The sequence below is a fragment of the Paenibacillus sp. FSL P2-0322 genome, from assembly GCF_037975315.1.
GTDB lineage: Bacteria > Bacillota > Bacilli > Paenibacillales > Paenibacillaceae > Paenibacillus > Paenibacillus polymyxa_B.
The window spans coordinates 4672806-4695456 of record NZ_CP150243.1 but is presented as its reverse complement, the minus strand read 5'-3'; the positions used below and the strand labels follow the sequence as shown (position 1 = coordinate 4695456).

The 22651-nt window shown below is 46.0% G+C and carries 19 protein-coding genes and 1 riboswitch; of the genes, 9 read left to right on the top strand and 10 right to left on the bottom strand.

The annotated features are described in order from the left end of the window. Positions 1 to 12: 12 nt before the first annotated feature. Positions 13 to 708 (bottom strand): response regulator transcription factor, encoded by a 696-nt coding sequence (locus MKY24_RS20695; RefSeq protein ID WP_023990005.1) that lies wholly within the window; start codon positions 706 to 708, stop codon positions 13 to 15. A 160-nt stretch (positions 709 to 868) separates the two neighbouring features. Between MKY24_RS20695 and MKY24_RS20690 the strand changes: the two genes are divergently transcribed. Continuing rightward, positions 869 to 2227 carry a sugar phosphate nucleotidyltransferase gene (locus MKY24_RS20690; RefSeq protein WP_339200765.1) on the top strand — a complete coding sequence of 453 codons (1359 nt, stop codon included), beginning with the start codon at positions 869 to 871 and terminating at the stop codon, positions 2225 to 2227. A 196-nt stretch (positions 2228 to 2423) separates the two neighbouring features. On the opposite strand, the gene MKY24_RS20685 is transcribed toward MKY24_RS20690, so the two are convergent. The 4 genes from MKY24_RS20685 to MKY24_RS20670 form a co-directional block, all read right to left on the bottom strand. Further along, positions 2424 to 2939, bottom strand: a complete 516-nt coding sequence (locus MKY24_RS20685) for a thioredoxin family protein (protein WP_023990003.1) — start codon at positions 2937 to 2939, stop codon at positions 2424 to 2426. Positions 2940 to 3196: 257 nt separating this feature from the next. Next, positions 3197 to 5053: a beta-glucoside-specific PTS transporter subunit IIABC gene (locus tag MKY24_RS20680; RefSeq protein WP_075154656.1), complete on the bottom strand. Its 1857-nt coding sequence runs from the start codon at positions 5051 to 5053 to the stop codon at positions 3197 to 3199. A 230-nt stretch (positions 5054 to 5283) separates the two neighbouring features. Then, positions 5284 to 6126, bottom strand: coding sequence for a PRD domain-containing protein (locus MKY24_RS20675; RefSeq protein ID WP_023990001.1), 843 nt, complete (start codon positions 6124 to 6126; stop codon positions 5284 to 5286). Positions 6127 to 6359: 233 nt separating this feature from the next. Next, on the bottom strand, positions 6360 to 7331 hold the full coding sequence (locus MKY24_RS20670) for a LacI family DNA-binding transcriptional regulator (protein WP_023990000.1): 972 nt from the start codon (positions 7329 to 7331) through the stop codon (positions 6360 to 6362). A 227-nt stretch (positions 7332 to 7558) separates the two neighbouring features. Here MKY24_RS20670 and MKY24_RS20665 point away from each other — a divergent pair, with 227 nt between their 5' ends. Together MKY24_RS20665 and MKY24_RS20660 are read left to right on the top strand one after the other, a co-directional pair. Further along, complete coding sequence (locus tag MKY24_RS20665) at positions 7559 to 9016, top strand: glycoside hydrolase family 1 protein (RefSeq protein ID WP_339200762.1); 1458 nt, start codon at positions 7559 to 7561, stop codon at positions 9014 to 9016. Between the two features lie 264 nt (positions 9017 to 9280). Continuing rightward, positions 9281 to 9375: riboswitch (glycine riboswitch) on the top strand. A gap of 159 nt (positions 9376 to 9534) precedes the next feature. Further along, a complete protein-coding gene (locus tag MKY24_RS20660) occupies positions 9535 to 10953 on the top strand; it encodes a sodium:alanine symporter family protein (protein ID WP_023989998.1) in 1419 nt (472 codons plus the stop codon). Positions 10954 to 11010: 57 nt separating this feature from the next. On the opposite strand, the gene MKY24_RS20655 is transcribed toward MKY24_RS20660, so the two are convergent. From MKY24_RS20655 to MKY24_RS20635, 5 genes are all read right to left on the bottom strand, one after another. Then, the gene (locus MKY24_RS20655; RefSeq protein WP_068941706.1) at positions 11011 to 12183 is read right to left on the bottom strand and encodes an iron-containing alcohol dehydrogenase; all 1173 of its coding nucleotides are present in this window, start codon (positions 12181 to 12183) and stop codon (positions 11011 to 11013) included. 155 nt (positions 12184 to 12338) lie between these two features. Then, positions 12339 to 13166 (bottom strand): carbohydrate ABC transporter permease, encoded by an 828-nt coding sequence (locus MKY24_RS20650; RefSeq protein ID WP_023989996.1) that lies wholly within the window; start codon positions 13164 to 13166, stop codon positions 12339 to 12341. Between the two features lie 22 nt (positions 13167 to 13188). Further along, the gene (locus MKY24_RS20645) at positions 13189 to 14064 is read right to left on the bottom strand and encodes a sugar ABC transporter permease (RefSeq protein WP_339202374.1); all 876 of its coding nucleotides are present in this window, start codon (positions 14062 to 14064) and stop codon (positions 13189 to 13191) included. A gap of 31 nt (positions 14065 to 14095) precedes the next feature. Beyond that, positions 14096 to 15379 (bottom strand): extracellular solute-binding protein, encoded by a 1284-nt coding sequence (locus MKY24_RS20640; RefSeq protein WP_023989994.1) that lies wholly within the window; start codon positions 15377 to 15379, stop codon positions 14096 to 14098. 229 nt (positions 15380 to 15608) lie between these two features. Continuing rightward, complete coding sequence (locus MKY24_RS20635) at positions 15609 to 16481, bottom strand: LysR family transcriptional regulator (protein ID WP_028541556.1); 873 nt, start codon at positions 16479 to 16481, stop codon at positions 15609 to 15611. 199 nt (positions 16482 to 16680) lie between these two features. Here MKY24_RS20635 and MKY24_RS20630 point away from each other — a divergent pair, with 199 nt between their 5' ends. From MKY24_RS20630 to MKY24_RS20605, 6 genes are read left to right on the top strand one after another with little or no spacing between them, the layout of a single operon-like run. After that, the gene (locus MKY24_RS20630; protein WP_231517184.1) at positions 16681 to 17520 is read left to right on the top strand and encodes an acyltransferase domain-containing protein; all 840 of its coding nucleotides are present in this window, start codon (positions 16681 to 16683) and stop codon (positions 17518 to 17520) included. Then, a complete protein-coding gene (gene mdcA / locus MKY24_RS20625; RefSeq protein ID WP_023989991.1) occupies positions 17517 to 19163 on the top strand; it encodes a malonate decarboxylase subunit alpha in 1647 nt (548 codons plus the stop codon). The genes MKY24_RS20630 and mdcA overlap by 4 nt, the downstream gene beginning before the upstream one ends. 4 nt (positions 19164 to 19167) lie before the next feature. Further along, on the top strand, positions 19168 to 19992 hold the full coding sequence (locus MKY24_RS20620) for a triphosphoribosyl-dephospho-CoA synthase (protein ID WP_339202373.1): 825 nt from the start codon (positions 19168 to 19170) through the stop codon (positions 19990 to 19992). A gap of 27 nt (positions 19993 to 20019) precedes the next feature. After that, a complete protein-coding gene (locus MKY24_RS20615) occupies positions 20020 to 20319 on the top strand; it encodes a malonate decarboxylase subunit delta (RefSeq protein WP_023989989.1) in 300 nt (99 codons plus the stop codon). Further along, positions 20309 to 21982, top strand: coding sequence for a biotin-independent malonate decarboxylase subunit beta (gene mdcD / locus MKY24_RS20610; RefSeq protein ID WP_068941704.1), 1674 nt, complete (start codon positions 20309 to 20311; stop codon positions 21980 to 21982). Before MKY24_RS20615 ends, mdcD begins: the two co-directional genes overlap by 11 nt. Further along, positions 21976 to 22596 (top strand): malonate decarboxylase holo-ACP synthase, encoded by a 621-nt coding sequence (locus MKY24_RS20605; RefSeq protein ID WP_028541558.1) that lies wholly within the window; start codon positions 21976 to 21978, stop codon positions 22594 to 22596. The genes mdcD and MKY24_RS20605 overlap by 7 nt, the downstream gene beginning before the upstream one ends. Positions 22597 to 22651: the final 55 nt, after the last annotated feature.

The following is a 22651-nucleotide window of genomic DNA, read 5'->3' as shown; positions in this document are numbered from 1 at the left end:
GCCATGATACGGCTACATCTCATATTTGTAGCCTCTGCCCCAGACGGTACGGATATGCTGAGGATTTTTAGGGTCACGTTCTATTTTTTTGCGAAGGCTGGAAATATGTACGTCGATGGTACGATCCAGATAAGCGCCATCTCCACCTTTGATCCGATCCATCAGCTCGCTGCGGGTAAAGACTTTACCTGGATTGCAGGACATCTCTTTTATAATGGAAAATTCAATTTGAGTGACTTCTATTTCTTGGTCATCGACTAACAGGCTATGACGGTAATCATTCACCCAAACCCTTACCTTTTTAAGCTTTTGAGTTACCGTTTGCGATTCAATGGGCATGTTGGGGCCGCAGCGGCGCAGCAGGGCTTTGATGCGCGCATTTAACTCTATCAGGCTGAATGGTTTGCATAAGAAGTCATCTGCTCCGTCGTCCAGAGCCTTTATTCTTATATTCAGCAGGGTGTTATTAGAGATGACCAGCATAGGGACCGTAGTAAATTGACGGATTTGGCTGATCAGCGCACATTCGACTTTACCGGAAAACATTAGAGCGGTCACAATAATATCGGGCTTAAAACGCATAAGTGTAGGAATTGCAAGTTTAGAGTCATAAATAAGCTCGGTATGATAGCCTTCCTCCTGCAGATGAAGAGCAATCATATCTGCCAAACTTTTTTGATCTTCAATGATGAGTATTTTTATGGGCATGACTGACATCTCCTGTACGGATAAAGATACAATTACATTGCATAAGTATGTATTTTCCACGATAATACATACTTATGTATTCGGCAGAAATGCGAAAATCGAACAGTCCTATAATGAAAGAAAAATATTAATTTAGAGGAAGAAGGTTGCATCTTTGCGAATGATTTTATTATCTGGAGGTTCGGGTAAACGTCTATGGCCCTTATCCAATGTGAACCGCCCCAAGCAGTTTCTTTCTATTTTACGTCATGATGAACGTCCAGAAAGCATGCTGCAACGAATATGGAGGCAATTAGATGAGGCGAATTTGGCAGATGAGGCCTATTTTTCAACGAGTGGAACTCAGGCCGAGCTGATTCGGGGGCAAATTGGCGGAGATGCTATAGTGATTGAGGAGCCGACTCAACGGGATACCTTCCCGGCCATTTCTCTGGCTACGGCCTACTTGCATGACGTTGCAGGCGCATCACGCGATGAGATCGTAGGGGTCATGCCTGTGGACGGGTATGCGGGGGATGAATTTTTCGAGCATCTGCGTAGGCTTCCTTCGATATTAGAGCAATCAGGAAGCCATATCGCATTAATGGGGGCTGCCCCAACGGAGCCCTCAGATAAATACGGATATATTGTGCCTTCAGCCTCTCCTTCACTTGACCAGCCATATTATAGGGTTAGTTCATTTGTAGAAAAGCCGGATCTGATCCGTTCAGAAGCGTTGATCCGTGAAGGGGCCTTATGGAATTGCGGGGTGTTTGCTTTTAGACTAGGCTTTTTGTTGGATATTCTGAAGCAAATGGGTATACCAGCCGACTATGAATCTCTTTCGACAAATTACGCAGACTTGCCTAAAACTAGCTTCGATATTGCGGTAGTAGAGCATACTCATAAGCTCTCTGTGCTCCCATATCATGGAGAATGGAGAGACTTGGGCACATGGGATTCTTTGGTACGGGAAGTAAGTTCGAAGCTGAGTGGCCCGGGATATATTTCAGAAGCTTCACATGACTCGCATATCATCAATGAACTGGAGATTCCGGTTAGCATCTGGAATGTTCCAGACATTATTGTCGTTGCTGGTCCAGATGGCGTGCTGGTTACGGATCGACAGTCGTCAACAGGAATTAAGGATATGGTGGCAGAAATTGAAATCGGCCCGCGTTTTGAGGAGCGCTTCTGGGGAAAGCAAACCGTATTATCCCATCAACAGGCGGCAAGTGGATTGCAGACAGTGACCAAACGCGTGGTCATTTCAAATGGGAGATTTATCAGCTATCATGAGCATCAGTTTCGTAAAGAAGTTTGGACTATAGTTTCTGGAACCGGGAGTGTCTCTATCAATGGCGTGACACAGACAGTCAGCCCTGGTGAGGTCATCGTCATAGAACCCGGTACAAAGCATTTTATAGGGGCAGTAGAGGGAGATTTAGAATTCATTGAGTCACAAATCGGACATATCGTATCCGAAACGGATATTATCCGATATGAATTTCCTGATTCGATTGACGATCATACTCTATGAAGTGTCTACAATATAGGGACTGATAGATACGAACGAGGTTTATCAGAAGGCAGTGAAGAGTAGTAGGAACTATTTTTTATTAGAGCTTAGATGACCTGTACATTCCTAAAAAAGGTATTCATGCGCTACACGAATGAATACCTTTTTTTGCATAAACAGTTCTTTGTGTGCGTAATGAAATGGATAGAAAAGAGACTTATAAAATAAGTTTCTTGGAGGTCAGCCACTCTTTTACAGCGTCTGTACTGAGATCTCTTTTAGGCGTCCATTCTATTTTATCAACCAGCTTGCCGTTTCTGAATTCTGCAATGGTGGGGGTGTATTTAACGTTGTAATCCTCTTTGAATTTATTCCATTGGGGCTTGTCCTTATGGATTTTGTGAACGTTCAAAAAAGTAATTTTAGAGCCTAGATTATACTGTTCGATCATCTTGTTAAAGTTAGGCTCAAACCGATTGCAGTCGCCACAACTCGGTCTGCCGACATAGACAAATACACTTTGATCCTGTTGAATCAAACTCTTAAAACCATCAAATGTAACCGCATTCAAGTGGTCATATATTTCTGGGTAATTGCTTTTGCTCGCTTGGATTTCTTTGTCTTTTTGTAGAACAACCTGCTCTAGGTCTTGAAATTTAACTACAGCTGAAATAGCGATACCAATGATAAGCAACACAATGACACTTAACCCGGCGATATATCCTTTTTTCACAGAAATCCTCCTTTTTTTTACATTCTTACACTTACAATAAATGATATTTCCATTTTTCGCTGTAACACTTGTCTCATTATGTATAAAAAAAGAAGCTTTCCATGGGGAAAGCTTCTTTAATCAGCATTTTGCATAATTCGATTCCCAACGCTTGTAAGTACAGTATATAGACGAACTAAAGCGTTTCGATCTATATACTGCTGATTTGAAAACGCTCCTGGGATTTATGCAAAATGCTCTAGTCTGAAAGTTAAACGTTAGACCACAACAGTCAACAAGTAATCCTCACGCTTCACTTCAGTTTCCATTGTGTTCAACACATCCAGGTATTGAGCGGAATTTGTTACGATAATCGGCGTAGCCGTAGTATAGCCTGCCGCCTTAATTTGCTCGATATCAAATTCAAGCAACAGTTGTCCTTGCTTAACTATATCGCCTTCCTTGACGCGCTTGTCAAAGAATTGTCCTTTCAGCTTCACTGTATTAACACCCACGTGAATCAGAATTTCTGCTCCGTCATTGGAAGTAATACCGATGGCATGTCCGGTCGGGAATACTGTCGTAATCGTTCCATTGACAGGAGATGTCAGCACACCCTCTGTAGGATCAATTAGGATTCCTTTCCCCATAGCACCTGAAGCAAAAGCAACATCAGAAGATTGATCCAAAGGCAATACTTTACCTTGCAGTGGGCTTACGAGAATTTCTTTCTCGATTGCCACTTCTTTCTTTACGGGTGCAGCTTCTGTTTTTGCAGTTTCTTCTTTTGGATCATCAAAGCCCAAAATCATAACCAATACAACTGCAAGTACAAAGGCAACAAGCAAACCGATGACTACCCACAAGAATCCAGGTCCGAAATAAGTCGGCAACGCCAGTAGACCCGGTAATGCAAAGGATTGTGCGTGCGCTCCGCCAGAAGCGATAATCGCCCCGCCGATTGCTCCGGAAATACAAGCATAAATGAACGGCTTTTTCAATTTCAAAGTTATTCCATAAATTGTTGGTTCTGTAATCCCAAAAATAGCGGCCAGCGTAGAGGAACCTGCCAAAGCCTTCATCTGAGTGTTCCGGGATTTCAGGAATACCCCCAATGTTGCACCAGCCTGAGAAAGTACGGCTGCTGTAAGCATCGGAAGCATCGTGTCATAGCCCAATGTTGCAATATTCGACAGCATGACTGGAACGAAGCCCCAGTGTACGCCGAAAATAACAAACACTTGCCAGAATGCCCCGGCAACAGCCCCGGCAATTAGTGGGCTTAAATTGTATACCCATGTAAAACCGTTTGCCAAGCCCTGACTGATCAGGTTACCTACTGGACCAAAGGCCAGAAATGTTAACGGAATAACGACCAGGAGCGAAAGCATCGGCACGATAATGTTTTTAACCGATTGATGGATAAAGGAATTGAACCAGCGCTCCACATAGGACTGAACCCAGACCGCGAGAATAATTGGAATGACACTGGAACTGTAATTAATCAGAATGATCGGAATACCTAAAAACGCCAATCTTTCTGGGTTGCTTACCGCCGTTATAACTGCTGGATAGACCAGAGCTCCAGCGATTGCCACCGATACAAAGGTGTTTGTCTTAAATTTACGGGACGATGTAATAGCCAAAAACACAGGTAGAAAATAGAAAACACTGTCGGAAGCTGCACTTAGGATCAGGTACGTACCGCTTTTATCATTAATCCATTGAAAAGATAAAATTAACGCCAGTAGCCCTTTAAGCAAACCTGCCCCGGCAAGAGCACCAAGAATGGGAGAAAAAATGCTGGAAATGATATCGACCGCTTTGCCAAGAAAATTCGTTTTTTCAGAAGATTCTTCCTTTTTGGCATTGGGATTATCTGCATCCTGCAAATTCGTTTCTGCCATCATATGCTCAAACACTTGACCTACATTGTTACCGATGACCACTTGAAACTGGCCGCTGCTTTCCACTACTGTAATGACACCAGGGGTTGCTTCCAGTGCGGCTTTGTCTGCTTTTGTACGATCATTTAATTTAAATCTCAAGCGTGTAGCGCAATGGAATACCGAATTGACATTCTCTTCGCCACCAACGAGGGTCACTATTTTTTTAGATAGTTCTTTATCACTCATGTTCAGAACTCCTTATGGGTTATTCTTGCTACTGATAGGATTTACTGTTTACATCTGTTGCTAAGATGCGCCGGCGTGCACCTTTTTAAACTTGTAAACAAGAAAAACCTAAACTCGTGGTGAAAACTACGCACTCTCCTATAGAGGAACGTCGATTTCACCATCAGTTTAGGTTTTGCCTGCCTTACCAGTCACAATCCATGAACGATGAGGATATGAAGTTGTTAATCTTATATGTTATTACGCTCAGTAACCCGATGAATATGGATAGTTAGATATACGTATTCATCCTTGCTTAAATATTGATCGTATGTTTTTTCCAGATACTCATTGATCTTTTGGGCACAAGCAAAAGCTTCGGTATACGTCTGCTTCACCTGGTTGTACAAAAATTCTTCACCACTGTGAATGACTTCTTTGCGAATCACTCGCATCGCAAAATATTGCAAATGTGTCAAAAATCTCGAATAGCTAAAAGAAGACTCATCCAGCACAATTCCGTAATGATACGTAATAATGTTCAATATATGTTGGACAATCTCGGTCATTTTCAGTGTAGATTTCATTTCGTTACCGTCGATCCGTGCATTCACCATATGCAATGCAATAAATCCCGCTTCATCTTCGCCCAATTTTACTCCGAGCGTATTTTCAATTTTTTGGAGAGCATCCAGTCCAACTGCAAATTCTTTTTTGTAAAAGCGTTTAATTTCATACAGCATCGCGTTTTGGAGTGCCAGTCCTTTTTCTTGCCGTTGTATGGCAAAATGAATATGGTCGGTCAATGTTAAATAAATATTATCGCTTAACTCCGTATCCAGCACTTCCGTTGCATGGGTTACGATTTCATTCACGACCTCCAGATGAGACACTGGAATATCGTTCAGCAGTTCAGTTAGTTTAGCCGTGAACTCGTTTTCATTTAACATGAAAATCTTATCTATTTTATCATCATCGACTTGATCGCCAGCCACCTTTTTGAAGGAAATACCTCTTCCCATCACGATGACCTCTTTGCCTTTATCGTTTTTAGTCAATAGGACGTTGTTATTGAGCACCTTCTCAATAATCATTGAAGTTCCCCCTCCCATCCTTTACCAATAAAAAATGCCTAAGCACAATTCAACACTATTGTTAGCAATAGCACTCAATTGAACTCAGGCATTGCCCGCATCACCGGTCACAATCCTTCGATATAGTGCTATTGTAGCACAAAAAAAAGCGATTTCAACATATTTTATTCTGATTCGACAAAAAATATTTCATATCAAGGCCCTTTTGCCTAATTTGCAAGTAAATCGTTACCTTACGTGGTCGTACGTTCAATGAGGCAGTACTCTAGCGAATGAAGCTCCATTTGGCGTCCAATCAGCTGAGGGGAAAGCATGAAAAAAGCATTTTGTGCTTGAGCCATGATGGGATTTTGAATCGTTGTAATCCCCATCGTATGCGCCAGCTCCGTGTTATCGAATCCGACAATCGCCAGATCTTCCGGTACGTTCAGCCGTTGTCTGCGTGCTTCGCAGAGAATGCCCACTGCTACATAATCGTTAGCACATAAAATAGCCTCTGGGAATTCTTCCCGACGCTGTAACAAATCCCGTACGACCTGTTCGCCATCACGGATATTATAAATAGAAGAGTGATTCCAGTGTTGCAACACTGGCAGATTGTGCTCACTCATGATCTGTTCGTAGGCTCGTTGTCTGCTATGGGTATTGATGCTGCTCGGACGACCAAAAGCGTTGGCTATACGAGTATAGCCTTTTTGTATCAAATGTTTTAGCGCTAACATATATCCTTCATACTGATCCATAGCGACGGAGCGAATATCGGTATGCTCCATTCGTTGCCACGAAACGATCGGGCCATATTTGCAATAGGTACTCAAAAAATCAGTGTCATTCACGCAGGAAATGATGACCAGCGCATCGACTCTTTTTCTTTTTAAATCCTCAAAGGCTTGAAGCTCTTTCTTTTTGTCTTCTCCCGAAGTATAAATAATGGTTTGGAATTCATACTGGCCGGCTACTTCCACAAAGCTGTCCAGAAAAGCGAGAACAATTTCATTAATAGTTGAAGTAATGATACCGATCTGAAGCGTCTGACCCTTGGATAGAGAAATGGCATTCCGATTAGGAACATAGTCCAATTCCTGCATGATTTTCAAAATCTTAGTTCTTGTTTCGTGACTGACATGGGGGGACTGATTTAATACTCTGGATACCGTAGCTTTGGAAAAGCCCGCCAGTTTTGCAATTTGATCAAGATTCGACATGGTGCTTCTCCTCACATAAGAAAAAAATACTTGACATGAAACGCGTTACAACGATTAGGATGCTTATGAAGGCATTACGTCTATTTTAAAGCAACTGTCAATGCTTTTCAAAGGAGAACGGTTACTGTCCGGCGGCAAAGTTGTCGAAGTGCTACTCCCTGCACCAAAGGGGTATTATTTACTAGACCAAAGTAAAAATCTTAAATACGGAAAGAGGTTTTTATACTATGACTAAGACATTAAAAGGATTTCCCGAAAATTTCCTGTGGGGTGGTGCAACCGCAGCCAACCAATTGGAAGGTGCTTTTGACGTAGATGGAAAAGGATTGTCCAGTGCCGACATGGTTGCCTATGTACCCAAAGCAGAGCGCAAGAACGATCATGCTATGGAGATTTCGTCCGAGCGACTCGAAGACATTTTGGCAGGCAAAGTCAATGCCCGTTTTCCAAAACGTGAAGGTGTGGACTTCTTCCACCACTACAAAGAAGATATTGCATTGTTCGCGGAAATGGGCTTTAAGGTATTTCGTATGTCCATCAACTGGTCGCGGATTTTCCCGAATGGCTATGATGCCGAGCCGAATGAAGCGGGACTGCAATTCTACGACAATGTATTTGATGAGCTGCGCAAATATGGTATTGAACCGCTGGTAACATTGTCACATTATGAGACACCGCTGGGTTTGACTCAGAAGTATAATGGCTGGCTGGGTCGTGAAGTTATACAGCACTACGTAAATTATGCCGAAACTGTGTTCACGCGTTATAAGGATAAAGTAAAATACTGGCTGACCTTTAATGAAATCAATGTAATGACCATGAGTCCGTTTACCGGTGGCGGGGTGGTCATTGACCGCGTAGAAAACAAGCAGCAAGCGATATATCAAGCACTGCATCATCAATTTGTAGCTAGTGCACTGGCGACAAAACGAGGACATGAGATCATCCCGGGCTCTCAAATCGGCTGTATGCTGGCTCGTTTGGAAAGCTACCCACATACGTGTAATCCAGAGGATATACTGAAAGCCCAGCATGAAAATCAGATGAACCTGTTCTTTACGGATGTGCATGCCCGTGGGGAATATTCCAACTACATGAATCGTTATTTTGAAGAAAATAATGTTGTTATACACACAGAACCAGGCGATGCCGAAATTTTAAAAAATAACACGGTCGATTATATCTCATTCAGCTACTACATGACCTTGACCGTATCTGCAGGTCCAGAAGGCGAAAAAGCAGCAGGAAACCTGATTGGCGGCGTGAAAAATCCATATTTACAGTCCTCTGACTGGGGATGGCAGATCGATCCGATCGGCCTGCGTGTTACGCTGAACACGTTTTATGACCGCTACCAAAAGCCGCTGTTCATCGTGGAAAATGGTTTGGGTGCGTATGATAAGGTGGAAGAAGACGGCTCTGTGCATGATACGTATCGCATTGATTACTTGCGTCAGCATATTGCCCAAATGAAGGAAGCGATTGCCGACGGTGTTGATCTGATTGGTTACACCAGCTGGGGTCCTATCGACCTTGTGAGCATGTCTACTTCCGAAATGTCCAAGCGCTACGGATTTATTTACGTTGATCTGGATGATGACGGTAACGGAACGCTCAAACGCTCCAAAAAGGACTCATTTAACTGGTATAAAAATGTGATAGCAACCAATGGTGAAGAATTGTAATTCCAAATTTTCTCGGGCGGGTATAGCAGAGGACATCCTAAGGATGCAATCTGCTGTACCCGCTTTTTTTGATAGACATAATAATAATGTTTCAGAGGGCTTCACAAACTTTTCACTTGTAATAAGCTGAAAGTTTTCTGTATAATAAATAAAAATTTCATATGTCTGGTTGATGTTTGCGGGAGATGGAACGAAAGTTCCGACCGAAGGGGCAAAACTCTCAGGTGCTTAGGCTGATTACAGCAACAAGCGGGGACCGTAAACGGACAGAACTCTGGAGAGACCCTTAATTGGGCGCCGAAGGTGCACCGCAGAGAACATCTGCTTAAACTCTCAGGCAAAAGGACAGAGACGCGAATAACCTGTGACAGGGAATGCCCTAGGCTTTTTTATAAGCTATTAGAGGCAGAAACCTGCGCAAGATGGTTGTATTTTTTCGTGCCTTTAACCTCTCCAGGAGTCGAATCAGCGGATTTGACTCTTTTTTGTTTTCTAATATGCTGGAGGAGCGGGTTGAAATGAATTTGGTACATGTGTTAGAAGCGATTAGCAGTTGGATATGGGGGGCGCCTCTCATCATTCTTGTCATGGGAACGGGGTTGTGGCTGACCATACGTTTGAAGATGCTGCAGGTATTCCGCCTGCCCCTGGCGATCAAGCTGATCGGTAAGGCCCCGAATGAAGGCAGCGGGGATGTAAGTAGTTTTGCGGCTTTGAGTACAGCGTTGGCGGCTACAGTTGGCACAGGAAGTATTGTCGGCGTAGCGACAGCCATTAAGCTGGGCGGGCCGGGTGCCTTGTTCTGGATGGTCGTTGCAGCCTTTTTTGGGATGGCGACGAAATATGCGGAAGGTGTACTTGCGGTAAAATACCGGGTGAAGGATCGGAATGGGCAATTTTCCGGCGGCCCGATGTATTATATTGAGAAAGGTCTGGGACGCCGTTTTAAACCGCTGGCGATGCTGTTTGCTTTTTCGGGCATGCTGGTAGCGTTGTTCGGGATTGGAACGTTTCCGCAGGTCAAAGCGATTGTATCTTCGACCGAAAACAGTTTTGGCGTTCCGCCCATTGTAACGGCACTGATTATTGCTATCCTTACAGGACTTGTTACTATTGGAGGACTCAAAAGCATTGCCAAGGTATCGACGAAGGTCGTTCCTTTTAAAACAGGCTTGTACGTACTGATCTGTCTCATCGTACTGATTCGGTTTGCTGACCAACTACCTGCCGCAATTGCGCTGGTGCTCCATTCGGCATTTTCAACTACATCTGCAACGGGCGGATTTGCCGGAGCTACGATTATGCTGGCGATGCGAAGTGGGGTAGCCAGAGGTATTTTTGCCAATGAGGCCGGATTGGGAAGCGCACCGATTGCAGCCGCAGCTGCCAAAACCAAATGGCCTGCGGAGCAAGGGCTAATTTCCATGACAGGCGTGTTTATTGATACGATGGTTATTTGTGTGATGACCGGGTTGACGCTACTGGTTAGTGGTGTGTGGAGCGGGCCTACCGATGCGGGCCTGATGACTCAGCAAGCATTTTCCAGCGCATTCCCGCTGGGGGCAGAACTGCTCACAATCATTCTGATTATGTTTGCGTTCACCACCATGCTCGGCTGGAACTATTACGGGGAACGCTGTGTTGAATATTTGCTTGGGGTCAAGTGGATTAAGCCATACCGCTATCTGTTCATCCTACTGGTTGCCGGGGGCGCGTTCATTAAACTGGATGCGATTTGGCTGCTGGCAGATATCTTTAACGCAATGATGGCTTTCCCGAACCTGATTGCCCTGCTCGGCTTATCAGGAATTGTAGTCGCAGAAACCCGAACCTATATGGATTCTCTGAATTCTAGTAAGAAAAAGGGCATTCTTGCAGGTGCCAGTGTAGGGGCAGCTATCCAAGTAGAAGAAAAAGGACAAACGGTTAATTCATAAATTCCAAAAGGGAGTGCCCTCAGTCATCACAGGCTTGAGGACACTCCCTTTTGAATGTTATAACGATGCGTGCAAAATAGCTGAAATATCTTCTTGGTTCAGCTTTTTATAATTACCGAAGCCTCCGTATTCCATTTCACGGGCTGCAATGTTTGCGACTTTTTCCAATTGCTCATCATTAATATTGTAATCGGCCAGGGTGGAAGGGGCACCGAGACTTGTCCAGAATGCACTCAGGCGATCAATCCCCTCCAAAGCAATTTCCTTATCCGTTTTACCAGTGGTATCTAAATCAAACATGCTGAGCATCAGCCGCTTCATGCGTGCAGCATCCTGATCCACCGTATGTCTCATCCAGTTGGGGAACAGGATCGCCAGACCGCCAGCATGAGGAATATCATATACAGCGGATAATGCATGTTCAATCGTATGCGAAGCCCAGTCCCCGAAGTAGCCCATTTGTAGTGTTCCGTTAAGGGCAATCGTTCCGGCATATAAAATCGTTTCACGATGCTCGTAGTTGTGCAAATCCTCCAGCAGCTTAGGTGCAGTTTCGATCACGGTTTGCAACACGGAAAAGCACATACGATCTTGCAACGGTGTATTTTTAACATTGTGAAAATATTGTTCAAACACATGGCTCATCATATCCACCATGCCATATACCGTCTGATCACGTGGCACAGAGAAGGTGTTTTTTGGGTCCAGAATCGAGAATTTCGGATGCGTTACCGCGCTGCCCCATACGTATTTTTCGTTCGTTTCCCAGTTGGTGATAACAGAATCCGGATTCATTTCTGAACCGGTGGCGGCGAGTGTGAGGATGGTGCCGAATGGCAGAGCCTCGGTCGGCATGTGCTTTTTGTTGATAATATCCCACACATCGCCGTCATATTCAGCCCCTGCTGCGATGGCTTTGGTGCAATCAATAACGCTTCCACCGCCTACAGCAAGTAAGAAGTCGATTTTTTCATTTCGGCAAATGTCGATACCCTTCTTAACGGTGGACAAGCGCGGATTCGGTTCTACGCCGGACAATTCATGAATGTTCAGATGTAGCGGTTCTAACGCGTTTAATACCTGGTCATATAGACCATTTCGTTTGACACTTCCGCCTCCATATACCAGCAAAATGTTTTTGCCGTAATTCAGCAGTTCCTGCTGGAGTTCTTCAATTTGATTGTCTCCAAAAATTAATTTGGTGGGGTTATAATATGTGAATTTGTTCATCTGGTAAGTTTCCCTCAGTTCATAGTTCATAGTTCATGTTCAAATCGTAAATCGCTTAACCTGATTGCCTGTTGGATACCTAACTTCATCATGTAAGCTATTTGAAATGACGATTAGCTATTATACATGAAATGAATAAGGGAATTCAAGTAAATCTAATCTTTGACAGCTCCGGCGGCAAGATCGGAAATAAACTGGCGGCTAATGAAAAGAAATAAAATAATAAGTGGCAGTACAGCCAGCAGGGTGCCCGCAATGACCATCGCATAATCCGTATTGTAAATCCCGTTCAATTGTGACAGTGCAATCTGGAGCGTGAATTTACGTTCATCCGTTAAGACGATTAGCGGCCATAAATAATCATTCCAGGCTCCTATAAAGGTAAATGCGCCGAGAAAAGCGAACGCAGGACGTAGAATAGGCAGTGCTACATTCAAGTACAGTCGAAAAAAGCTGCATCCGTCCATCCGGCCCGCATCCAGCAGTTCCTTTGGAATGGATTCTTCCGCATATTGACGAATCCAGAAAATGCCGAAGGCATTTACCATCCCCGGGATGATAAGCGCTTTGAACGTACCTACCCATCCAAAGGAGGCCATCATGACAAAGGAGGGGACAAGCGAAAGTTGTGAAGGGACCATCATCGTAGCTAGCAGAACGATAAATAGCACTTTTTTGCCCGGAAAATCAAACTTGGCGAATGCAAAACCTGCTAGTGAATCGAAAAACAGAACCAATAGGGTAACAGAACCGGCTACAAAAAGGGTATTAAAAAAGGCTCCGGCAAAATTAATCTGTTGTAATACTCTCGTTATGTTATCCAAGAAGTGGCTGCCAAACCACAATTGTGGTGGAAAACGATAGATGTCTGAGGTTGTACGGGTTGCCATGACGATCAGCCAGTAAAATGGAAACATCGACAGAATGATTCCCACCAACAATCCGGCATATAAAACAAAGGATTTTGCGCGTGTCTGCATCATGTTGTGAAGCTCCTTCCCATCGTTATTTTTTACCTTGAACGAGTTTCCAGTTTATGATGGAGAATAGAGCAATGATGAGGAACATGCCCCATCCGACGGCTGCACCATATCCAAAATAGTTGTTAATGAACGACTCGCGATACAGGTATAAAACGATGGTCATGCCACTTGCCCCGGAACCGCCGTCATTACCGACAAGGACCTGTGGCTCGGTGAAGAGCTGCATACCGCCGATGGTGGACGTAATCACCGTAAACAGAATGAATGGGCGTAGCATGGGGATAGTGATGCGGAAAAAAGCTTGCGCTCCGGTTGCCCCGTCTATTTTGGCGGCCTCATACAGCACATGCGGAATACTCTGGAGTCCGGCCAAATAGATGATTGCGTTATAGCCCATCCATCTCCATACGACCATAGAAGAAATGGCAATTTGGATACCCCATGGCACATTCAACCATTGAACCATGGGTAGTCCCAAGAGTTGCAGAAGGTAGTTGAGAAATCCAAAATTGTTGGCAAATAAGGCACCAAATATGATGGCAACAGCCACAATAGACGTCACATTGGGCAGGAAGAATCCAACTCGCCATAAGGTGCGCATTTTCACAAAAGGGGCATAAAGCAGAAAGGCAATAATCAGTGCGAAGAATAGCATTGGAATCGTGGCGTACACCCAAATCACAAACGTATTGCCTACAGCCTGCCAAAATTCATTGTCTGTCACAAGGTAGCGAAAGTTGCCCCAGCCGTTGTAGGTCATGTCTCCGATCCCGTCCCATTTGTGAAACGCTAGATATAATGAAAACCCAATCGGAAACAGTCCAAAGATGCTAAACAGTAGATAAAACGGCGAGATCGCAGCATAAACGGCACGGTGCTTCCAGATTTCTCTCAGCATATTGTCCACACGCCTTTTTTGGATTTTGTTTTTACCGCTGTAATTCCCGTTCGATTCGATCCATGGTTTCCGTCCATAATGCATCGGAATTGGCATCCTGCTTGGCGACATTAGCAAGACGACGGGTCACAATGCCGTGGATGACAGGATAGCGCTCGCCGAAATAGCTGCTTTTCACATTACGTGCGGAGGTGGCAAAGATGAGTCCGGTGGCCTGACCACCAAAGAAAGGCTCGGGTGTCCCCATGATAGGATCGTTATAGACGCCGGGAGTGGACGGGAACAGTCCGATTTTGTGGTAGGCTTCCAGCTGGTGTTCCGGGTTTTGCAGCCAGGTCAGCACTTCAAAGGCTTCTTTGGGATGTTTGCTGGATTTGAGGATAGAAATGAAAGAACCACCCAGGTTGCCGTCTCCTCCAGGAGCACGGGCGACTCTCCATTTACCCGCTGTATCCGGCGCGGCCTCTGTGAGAACTTGCTTCATCCAGATAGCCCCTACAAAAGAGGCGATTTTGCCGTTATTGACTGAAGCGTTCCATTCGGGAGTCCAGCCATCCGCATTGGCGAGCAGATGCTTCTTGTGGAAATCGACAGCGGTTTTCCAGCCCAGACGGATGTCAGGAGATTGATTGCCGATATAGCTGCCATCTGGCTTGAAGTAAAGGTTTGTATGCTGAGCGAGTACCTGATTGTAAACGTTTACAATATTGTCAGCCAAAAATGAACGGCTTCCGAATTTCTGGCGAAGTTGTTCTCCGGCCGCCATGTAATCATCCCATGTGCGAATGGAGGCACTAACCTTTTCAGGATCACTAGGCAAGCCTGCTTGTTCAAACAGATCACTTCGGTAGAAGAGGGCGGTAGGTCCTGTATCCATGGGAAATGCAATCATTTTACCATCAGGAGTGATCCCCTGATTCCATTTCCATTCCAAATATTGATCCTTTAAGCGGTCTGCTCCGAGTTCCCTTAAGTCATAAAAACGATCCGCACTGGGGAACAGCTCCACCATCCAATCGTTCAGAGCTACGATGTCTGGTTCACCGGAACGAGCTGCGAGCGTTGTCTTCAGTTTGGCTTTGAAGTCACCGCCTATTTTTTGAGTTTTTAATTCAATGTTGGGAAATTGTTTTTCCGCCTGGGCGAGTAGTTCATCGTCAATGGAACGGTTCCAGTACCACAATGTAAGCGTTATCTTTTTTCCGTTGGACAAATTAGTTTCAGATGATTGACTTTCAGAGAACGAGGGTCCACTACAAGCACTGAACATCGTGAGAAAAGCAAGACATAATACCAGCCATTGTACTGTTTTCACATCATTTCCCTCCTTGCTGTCTGAGATAATCTGCCTGCTAAACAAGTTGTAAATGGTTTAGCTCCATCATATGAAGCTGTTACCCATTTATGTGCATTGACTTAACCAAAAACAAAAAAATTGAAACAAAGCATGTATAGAAATTAAATACTCTAAAGATATTGATCTTACTAATCCGAAGAATGATAAAACAATAAGGCAGATATTATGTCAAAAGGTATCTAAATCGTCAATGCTGAGCAATATCTTGGAAAAATCTAATGATGAATTCGAAGAACGATTTCTCTATATCGGTGTGCAGTTCCCCAGTAGGAAAGGACAGATAGATTGTTCGCATACATCGAGGCTCCCTGATTTGAAGCAGCTTAATGTCTTCGGTTACGACGTTCCTCCACAGGATAGAAGGAATAAAGGAGATGCCAAGTCCTGTTTGAATCAACCCTCTTACCGTTGCCGGATCATCACTTTCAAAGACGATGTTGGGTTCAAAAGGGATGTGAGTAAAAAAGAGGTCCGTTGTTTTCCTAAGCGAATTACCAGGTGTAAGGCTGATAAACTTCTCATGCTCTAGATCTTTCAGGAATACGGTGTCCTGAACGCTCAGAGGGTGAGATTTTGGTACGCCAAGCAAAATTTCCTCCTCCAGCAGGATCGCATGCTCGTTGTCCGCCAACTCTTCGGACGTAATCGCAAAATCGTACGCCGGTCCTTTCTTCATCTTCGCAGGGTGCTGGGTCAGGTTGAATCTAATTTGAGGATAGAGATCGCGAAACTTGCCGACAAGGTTGGGCAATAGCATAGAGCCGACAGCGACGTATAACGTGATGACCTCTACCTTTTCGTTCTTCATTTCTTTGACTTCGGATACGCCTTGCTCTAGCGCTGATAGCGACTGGTTCACTCTTTTCAGGAACTTCTTGCCATATTCATTCAGCACGATATGTTTTCCTTCGCGGTCAAATAGCTGCACACCCAATTCCGTCTCCAGGTTTCTAATCATTTTACTTAAGGCAGGCTGTGAGATAAACAACTCGTTCGCGGCACGTGTGACATGCTCATACTTCGAGGTCACTTGAAAATACTTAAGCTGCAAATAATCCATAGTGAAAAATCTCCTTTATAACCACTAGGTTATCGATCATATGTGAATATATATATTTTACAGGTATTTACTCACTTCTTACAATTAACAATGTAAAGAAAATGAATCCGCTAAAGGTGGTGAGATTCTGAACATCGTTTTTACATTTCCCGGCCAGGGGTCACAGGTTCCTGGAATGCTCCAAGATGTACCCGAGTATGTGAAAAAGGCAACAAGTATCATCGGAACTGAACTGCGTGATGATGAGGAGGCTATGGGCTCAACGGTCTGGATTCAGATGGCACTCTTCGTTAAGGAGACGGCAATAGCCTACCGGTTGATCGAGCAGGGTATCCGGCCCCAATTCGTGGCAGGGCATTCCATTGGTGCATTTCCTGCGGCGGTCATCGCGGGAGTTCTCTCGTTCGAGGATGCGCTTCGGATCGTATGGCTCCGTGCCCGGTTGATGGAAGAAACCTTTCCTGAAGGCTATGGAATGGGTGTGATTATTGGGCTTACGCAGGCCGAGGTTCAACAAGCCGTGCTTCTCTCCCATAGTGAGGCGACGCCAGTCTACCTCTCGAATATAAACGCAGAGCAGCAAATCGTCGTATCCGGATCATTGGTAGGGTTAAATAAAGCATTTATGCATGTGAAAGAGCTTGGGACCGCTAAAACGGCGCTTCTGAAGGTTCCGATTCCTTCACACTCCCCGCTGATGTCAGAGGTAGCCAATAAGCTATTGCTGAAAATACACACTTTTTCTTTGCGGGACGCTCAAATACCATATTTGGTGAATCATACGGGCAGAAAGACGAAAGCCAAGGAAAAAATCGCGGAGGACCTTGCACTAAACGTAGCATATCCCGTTCGGTGGATGGATATGGCGGCTGTCTGCGTCGAATCGGGAGCTGACTGTTTCATCGAGATGCCGCCGGGTCATACTCTTTCCAGACTTGTCAAGCAAGCCCACAAGGATACCCGGCAAATGGCCGTGGACGAGATCGGTCTGGAAGCGACTCAGTATCTGATTAGAAAATGGAAGGAGCAAGAAGAATGAATAAAGTACTGCGATCCTGGTCACAAAAACGTGATAAAAAGCAGGAAAAGTTAGGAAAGGTGGAAAAGTGGCTCGACGGAAAATACATCGACTCCTCCCGAATTGTCGACCTGATGGAGGCGCTAATTGATCCAGGCGCGAAGGTCGTCCTGGAAGGAGATAACCAGAAGCAAGCGTCTTTCCTTTCCCAGAAGCTGCTGGAAGTCGATCCTGGCAAAGTGCATGATTTGCATATGATTATGTCCAGCATTTCAAGACCCGAACATTTGGATATTTTCGAGAAGGGCATCGCCGGGAAGCTGGACTTCTCCTACAGTGGCTCTCAAAGCCTGCGTGTTGCGCAAATGATTGATGACGGGATACTTAAGCTCGGTGACATCCATACGTATTTGGAATTGTTCGGACGTCTCTTCATTGACCTTATTCCAGATGTGGTGCTGGTAGCGGCAGACAAATCAGATCGCGAGGGCAATCTGTATACCGGAAACAATACGGAAGAAACTCCGACGATCGTGGAAGCGGCGGCTTTCAAGGATGGGATCGTAATCGTGCAGGTTAACGAAATCGTGGATGAGCTACCGCGAACCGATATTCCAGCGTCCTGGGTCGACGTCATTGTACAGGCCGAAAAACCGTACGCACTGGAAGCACTGTTTACCCGTGATCCGCAGAATATTACTGAACTGCAAATCCTGATGGGCATGATGGCGATCAAGGGTATTTATGGAAAACATCAGGTGCAGTCGCTTAATCACGGCATTGGCTTTAATACTGCAGCGATTGAGCTTTTGCTGCCGACCTATGGTGAACAGCTTGGCCTGAAAGGGAAGATTGCCAAGCACTGGGCCCTGAATCCGCATCCAACTTTGATTCCGGCGATTGAATCGGGTTGGGTCGAAAGCATTCACAGCTTTGGAGGCGAGGTCGGTATGGAGAAATACATTGCGGCTCGTTCAGATGTGTTCTTCGTCGGCAAGGACGGATCTATGCGCTCCAACCGCGCGATGTGTCAGGTTGCAGGCCAGTTCGCTGTAGATATGTTTATCGGATCAACGCTACAAATGGACTGTGCAGGTAATTCGTCTACCGTTACTTCCGGCAGATTGTCCGGTTTTGGAGGAGCGCCGAATATGGGGCATGATCCTCGGGGGCGGCGACATGCGACTCCTGCCTGGCTTGACATGATCGAGCGCCCGACGGAACTCTCCAAAGGCCGGAAATTGGTCGTGCAGATGGTTGAAACATACGGTGCCAACAAAAAGCCAGTATTTGTAGATTCGCTAGATGCCATCAAGGTGAAGGATGAATCTGGTCTCGCCATTACGCCAATCATGATCTACGGGGATGATGTCACCCACGTCCTTACCGAGGAAGGCATTGCATACCTCTACAAGACGGACAGCATAGAGGAGAGAAAGAAGGCTCTCGCGGCAATCGGAGGCGTAACACCTTTAGGAATGGAAAGTAATGAAAGCGATGCAAGCCTGTTGCGTGACAGAGGGATCGTGGCCTATCCGGAGGATCTTGGGATCATGCGCAGACAAGCCAAGCGCTCGATGCTGGCAGCACAGACGATTAACGATCTAGTAGATTGGTCAGACGGATTGTATGATCCACCGGCTAAATTCCGGAGCTGGTCTTAAAGCCATGCTCACGATGAATCATTCAGCTTTCGCAGCTTCTCTGGCTGCCAAAGCTGTAAAGGCACTGATGGAAGAGGCTCTTCTTACGCCCAAGCCTGGACTTGTCGATGCCAGAGACAATGGCTCTCATACTGATATGTCCATCGATCTTATGCTTGCATCCGCAAGAGCATTGGAGGATACGTTTCGGGAAATAGCCATTGTGTCATACCTTCACCCGGTGGACCAGACTTTGCGTGAGCAGATCGCTCTAATCGGGCGGGAGGGCGAGAAGGTGATGCTCAGTGCAACGAACGGTGTCAATACACATAAGGGTGCCATTTGGGCCCTTGGGCTTTTAACAAGTGCACGGGCAGCCTTTCCAAGGGAGCGGGACCCACATCAGATTATGAGCATTGCAGGAAGAATTGCATCGTTCCATGACCGGTACCGTCCGATGCAGCAGACGAATGGACGAACGGTTAAGAAGAAATACGCGGTAGTGGGGGCAGAGGAAGAAGCGAAGCTAGGCTTTCCGCACATCCGGGACGAAGCTTTACCTGCTTTGCTGCGCGCTAGGGCTTGTGGGAAGACAGAGGTCGAAGCACGCTTAGAAGCTTTATTGGCCTTGGTGGCATGTGTGGATGATACCTGCATCCTACACCGCGGTCAGTTGACGGATCTGATGGCGATTCAGAGTATGGCCGTAGCCTTCCTTGCAGCAGATGGATTAAGAACCCAGTCGGGCAGAAAGCTGCTCTACCGCTTGTCCGAGTATTGTAATGTTAGACAACTCTCACCCGGAGGTAGTGCTGATCTGCTAGCTGCCACATTATTTCTAATCGATTGATACTTTAATTGGAGGTGTTTCTGAAGGATGGAAAAATTACAGTTTCAATACCAGACTACGAAGCCCATCTGTAAGCCGGCACATATAGGTGTTGTCGGTTCGGGAGATTTGGAGATTATTGTAGAGCCTGTAAAAGGCCAGACCACCAACGTCAGCATTTTAACAGGCAGTGAAGGATTTGAACAAGTATGGGAGAATGTTCTGACCCGTTTTTTTAACCGTTATCCGATTACTGCCAATATTACAGTTCATGACTTCGGAGCTACTCCGGGTGTAGTAATGCTTAGATTTACGCAAGTGCTGGAGGTGCTGGATTATGCAGAATAGTTTTGTGGAGCTGAATGGACGCGAGAGAGCTAAAGCGCTGCTGGACGAAGGGACTTTCCGTGAGATACTTGGGCCGTTAGACAAAATCCAATCCCCCCACCTAGAGCCGCAAGGCATTGTTCCTCAGAGCGACGACGGGATTATTCTGGCTCTTGGCGAAATACACAAACAGAAGGTCTTGATCATTTCGATGGAAGGCGCTTTTCAAGGAGGGGGGATTGGAGAAGTCAGCGGGGCCAAAATTTCCGGAGCGCTCGAACTGGCACTGGAAGAGAATAAGAGAGGGAACAAACTATATCCCGTCATGATCTTCGATACAGGGGGTGTTCGGCTACAGGAAGCGAACTATGGATTGTTGTCGATTTCGGAGATTGCTACCCAGATCGTTGCCCTGCGTAAATACGTTCCTGTTATCGGACTGATCCCGGGCCGCGTAGGGGCATTTGGGGGAATGTCCATTACTGCAGAATTGTTTACCACTCTGATTGCTACGAAGAAAGCGCGCCTCGGTCTGAACGGGCCGGAGGTCATTGAGCAGGAAGCAGGGGTCATGGAGTTCGATGCAAGCGACAAAGCCTTGATTTGGAACACAATCGGAGCTAACCAGCGCTTCCAAACCGGATTGATTGACGAAATGGTGGAAGATACGACGGATGCAGTTGTCGAAGCGATTGATACTGCGCTCAAGGCACCGGCGAAGCCTGCTAAAACAGAGCAAATCGATTTCTATCTGACCCTGTTAAACACTCTTGATCCTACAGAAGCTTGGACACCTGAGCGCTATCGCGAATTTTACACGCAGATACAGCCTGTGCAGCAGCCTGTCCCGCTGGCAAAAGAGGGTGCGGCCGACATGTCGGATAGTAGAGGTTATCGCTGGTTCTCCCGCTTGACGGGCATTGCTCACCCAATCAGCGATGTTCCTTCAGTGCTTGCGGCAGACGTGGATAAGAACGGACAACTGTGCAGATATATCGCCATTGTTCCGAATGCCTCCAACCGATTCCCGCGTGTCAGAAACGGTGAGGTTGGTATGCTTGAAGGCTGGACGGTGGCTCAAATCATCAGGGACGCAATCCGTCAAGATGAGAAAAAAGAAACCAAACGTCCGATCATTGCCATCATTGATGTACCCAGTCAAGCCTATGGCTATAAGGAAGAAATGGTCGGTATCAGTCTTGCCCTGGCTGCAAGTGCAGATGCTTACGCAACCGCTAGATTAGAAGGCCATCCAGTTATCGGTGTGATTGTCGGTAACGCGATTTCCGGGGGCTTCCTCGCGCATGGGCTGCAATCGAATCGTTTGATCGCACTGGATGACAGCAAGGTCAATATTCAGGCCATGTCCAAGGCTTCTGCTGCTCGGATTACCAAGCGGACGATTGCCGAGCTTGAAGAAGCTACCAAGAAAGTTCCAGCTATGGCCTACGATGTTCGTAGCTACAGTACTCTGGGGGCATTATATCAGATGCTGAGCGGTATCCATGCAGACGATCCACAGAGTAGTGATGTAGCCATCGTGGAAAAGACCGTTTCCGAGGCAATCGAGAGTACAAAAGGAGCGCCCCGCGACCTTAGCTTCCGATTGCAGACCAAGGAAGCTATGGCGGGCGGGCGGACTGCAACCCGTGGCGTTCGAGATGCGCTTTTGGAGCAATGGTAATCCATCCACATGATCTGATTGAAGTGTCCAATTTGAAATATCTCTCCTTATATGAAGACAAGGAGTGGGTAACCGCCTCGCTGAGGCGGACCCCCTTTGTGGTCGTTCGCCGAGCCGATCCGTCGGCGGATGGTTGTATTCCCGTCGGAGTACGTGGACAGGAGCGAAATCAACGGGAAGCTGCATTCCTGGACCCGAAGGGGGTGTCCCAGCTCGTGTCTCCCTATGCGATAGTGAAACGTCAGATGTGGAACTCCTTGCCTACAGAGAGACGGCAGCAGCCTGTCCTTCAGTTGATGGACTTGTTAGCAGAAATGATGGCGGATTGGCGCTGGGGGCCAGCGGGGAGCGCAGGATTCGAAATAGTAACGCAATACCCGACTGTGAAGGAAACGAGTGATCTTGACCTTGTTATAGATGGTTCAGAGGTTATTGATTATGCAGTAGCTGAAAGACTTGTGCACAAGTTGGAGCATCTGGGTGTTCGAATTGACATTCAATTGGAGACAAGAGACGGTGCCTACGTCCTGCGCGAAATTCTTGAGAGACGGGCCAGCACTGTGGTGCTGCGAACTTCTTCGGGTCCCAAGCTCGTTCGTAATCCTTGGCAATAAGGAGCTATAATCAACGGCAAAAGGGAGGAATGCACGACCATTTGGCTTCAGGAAA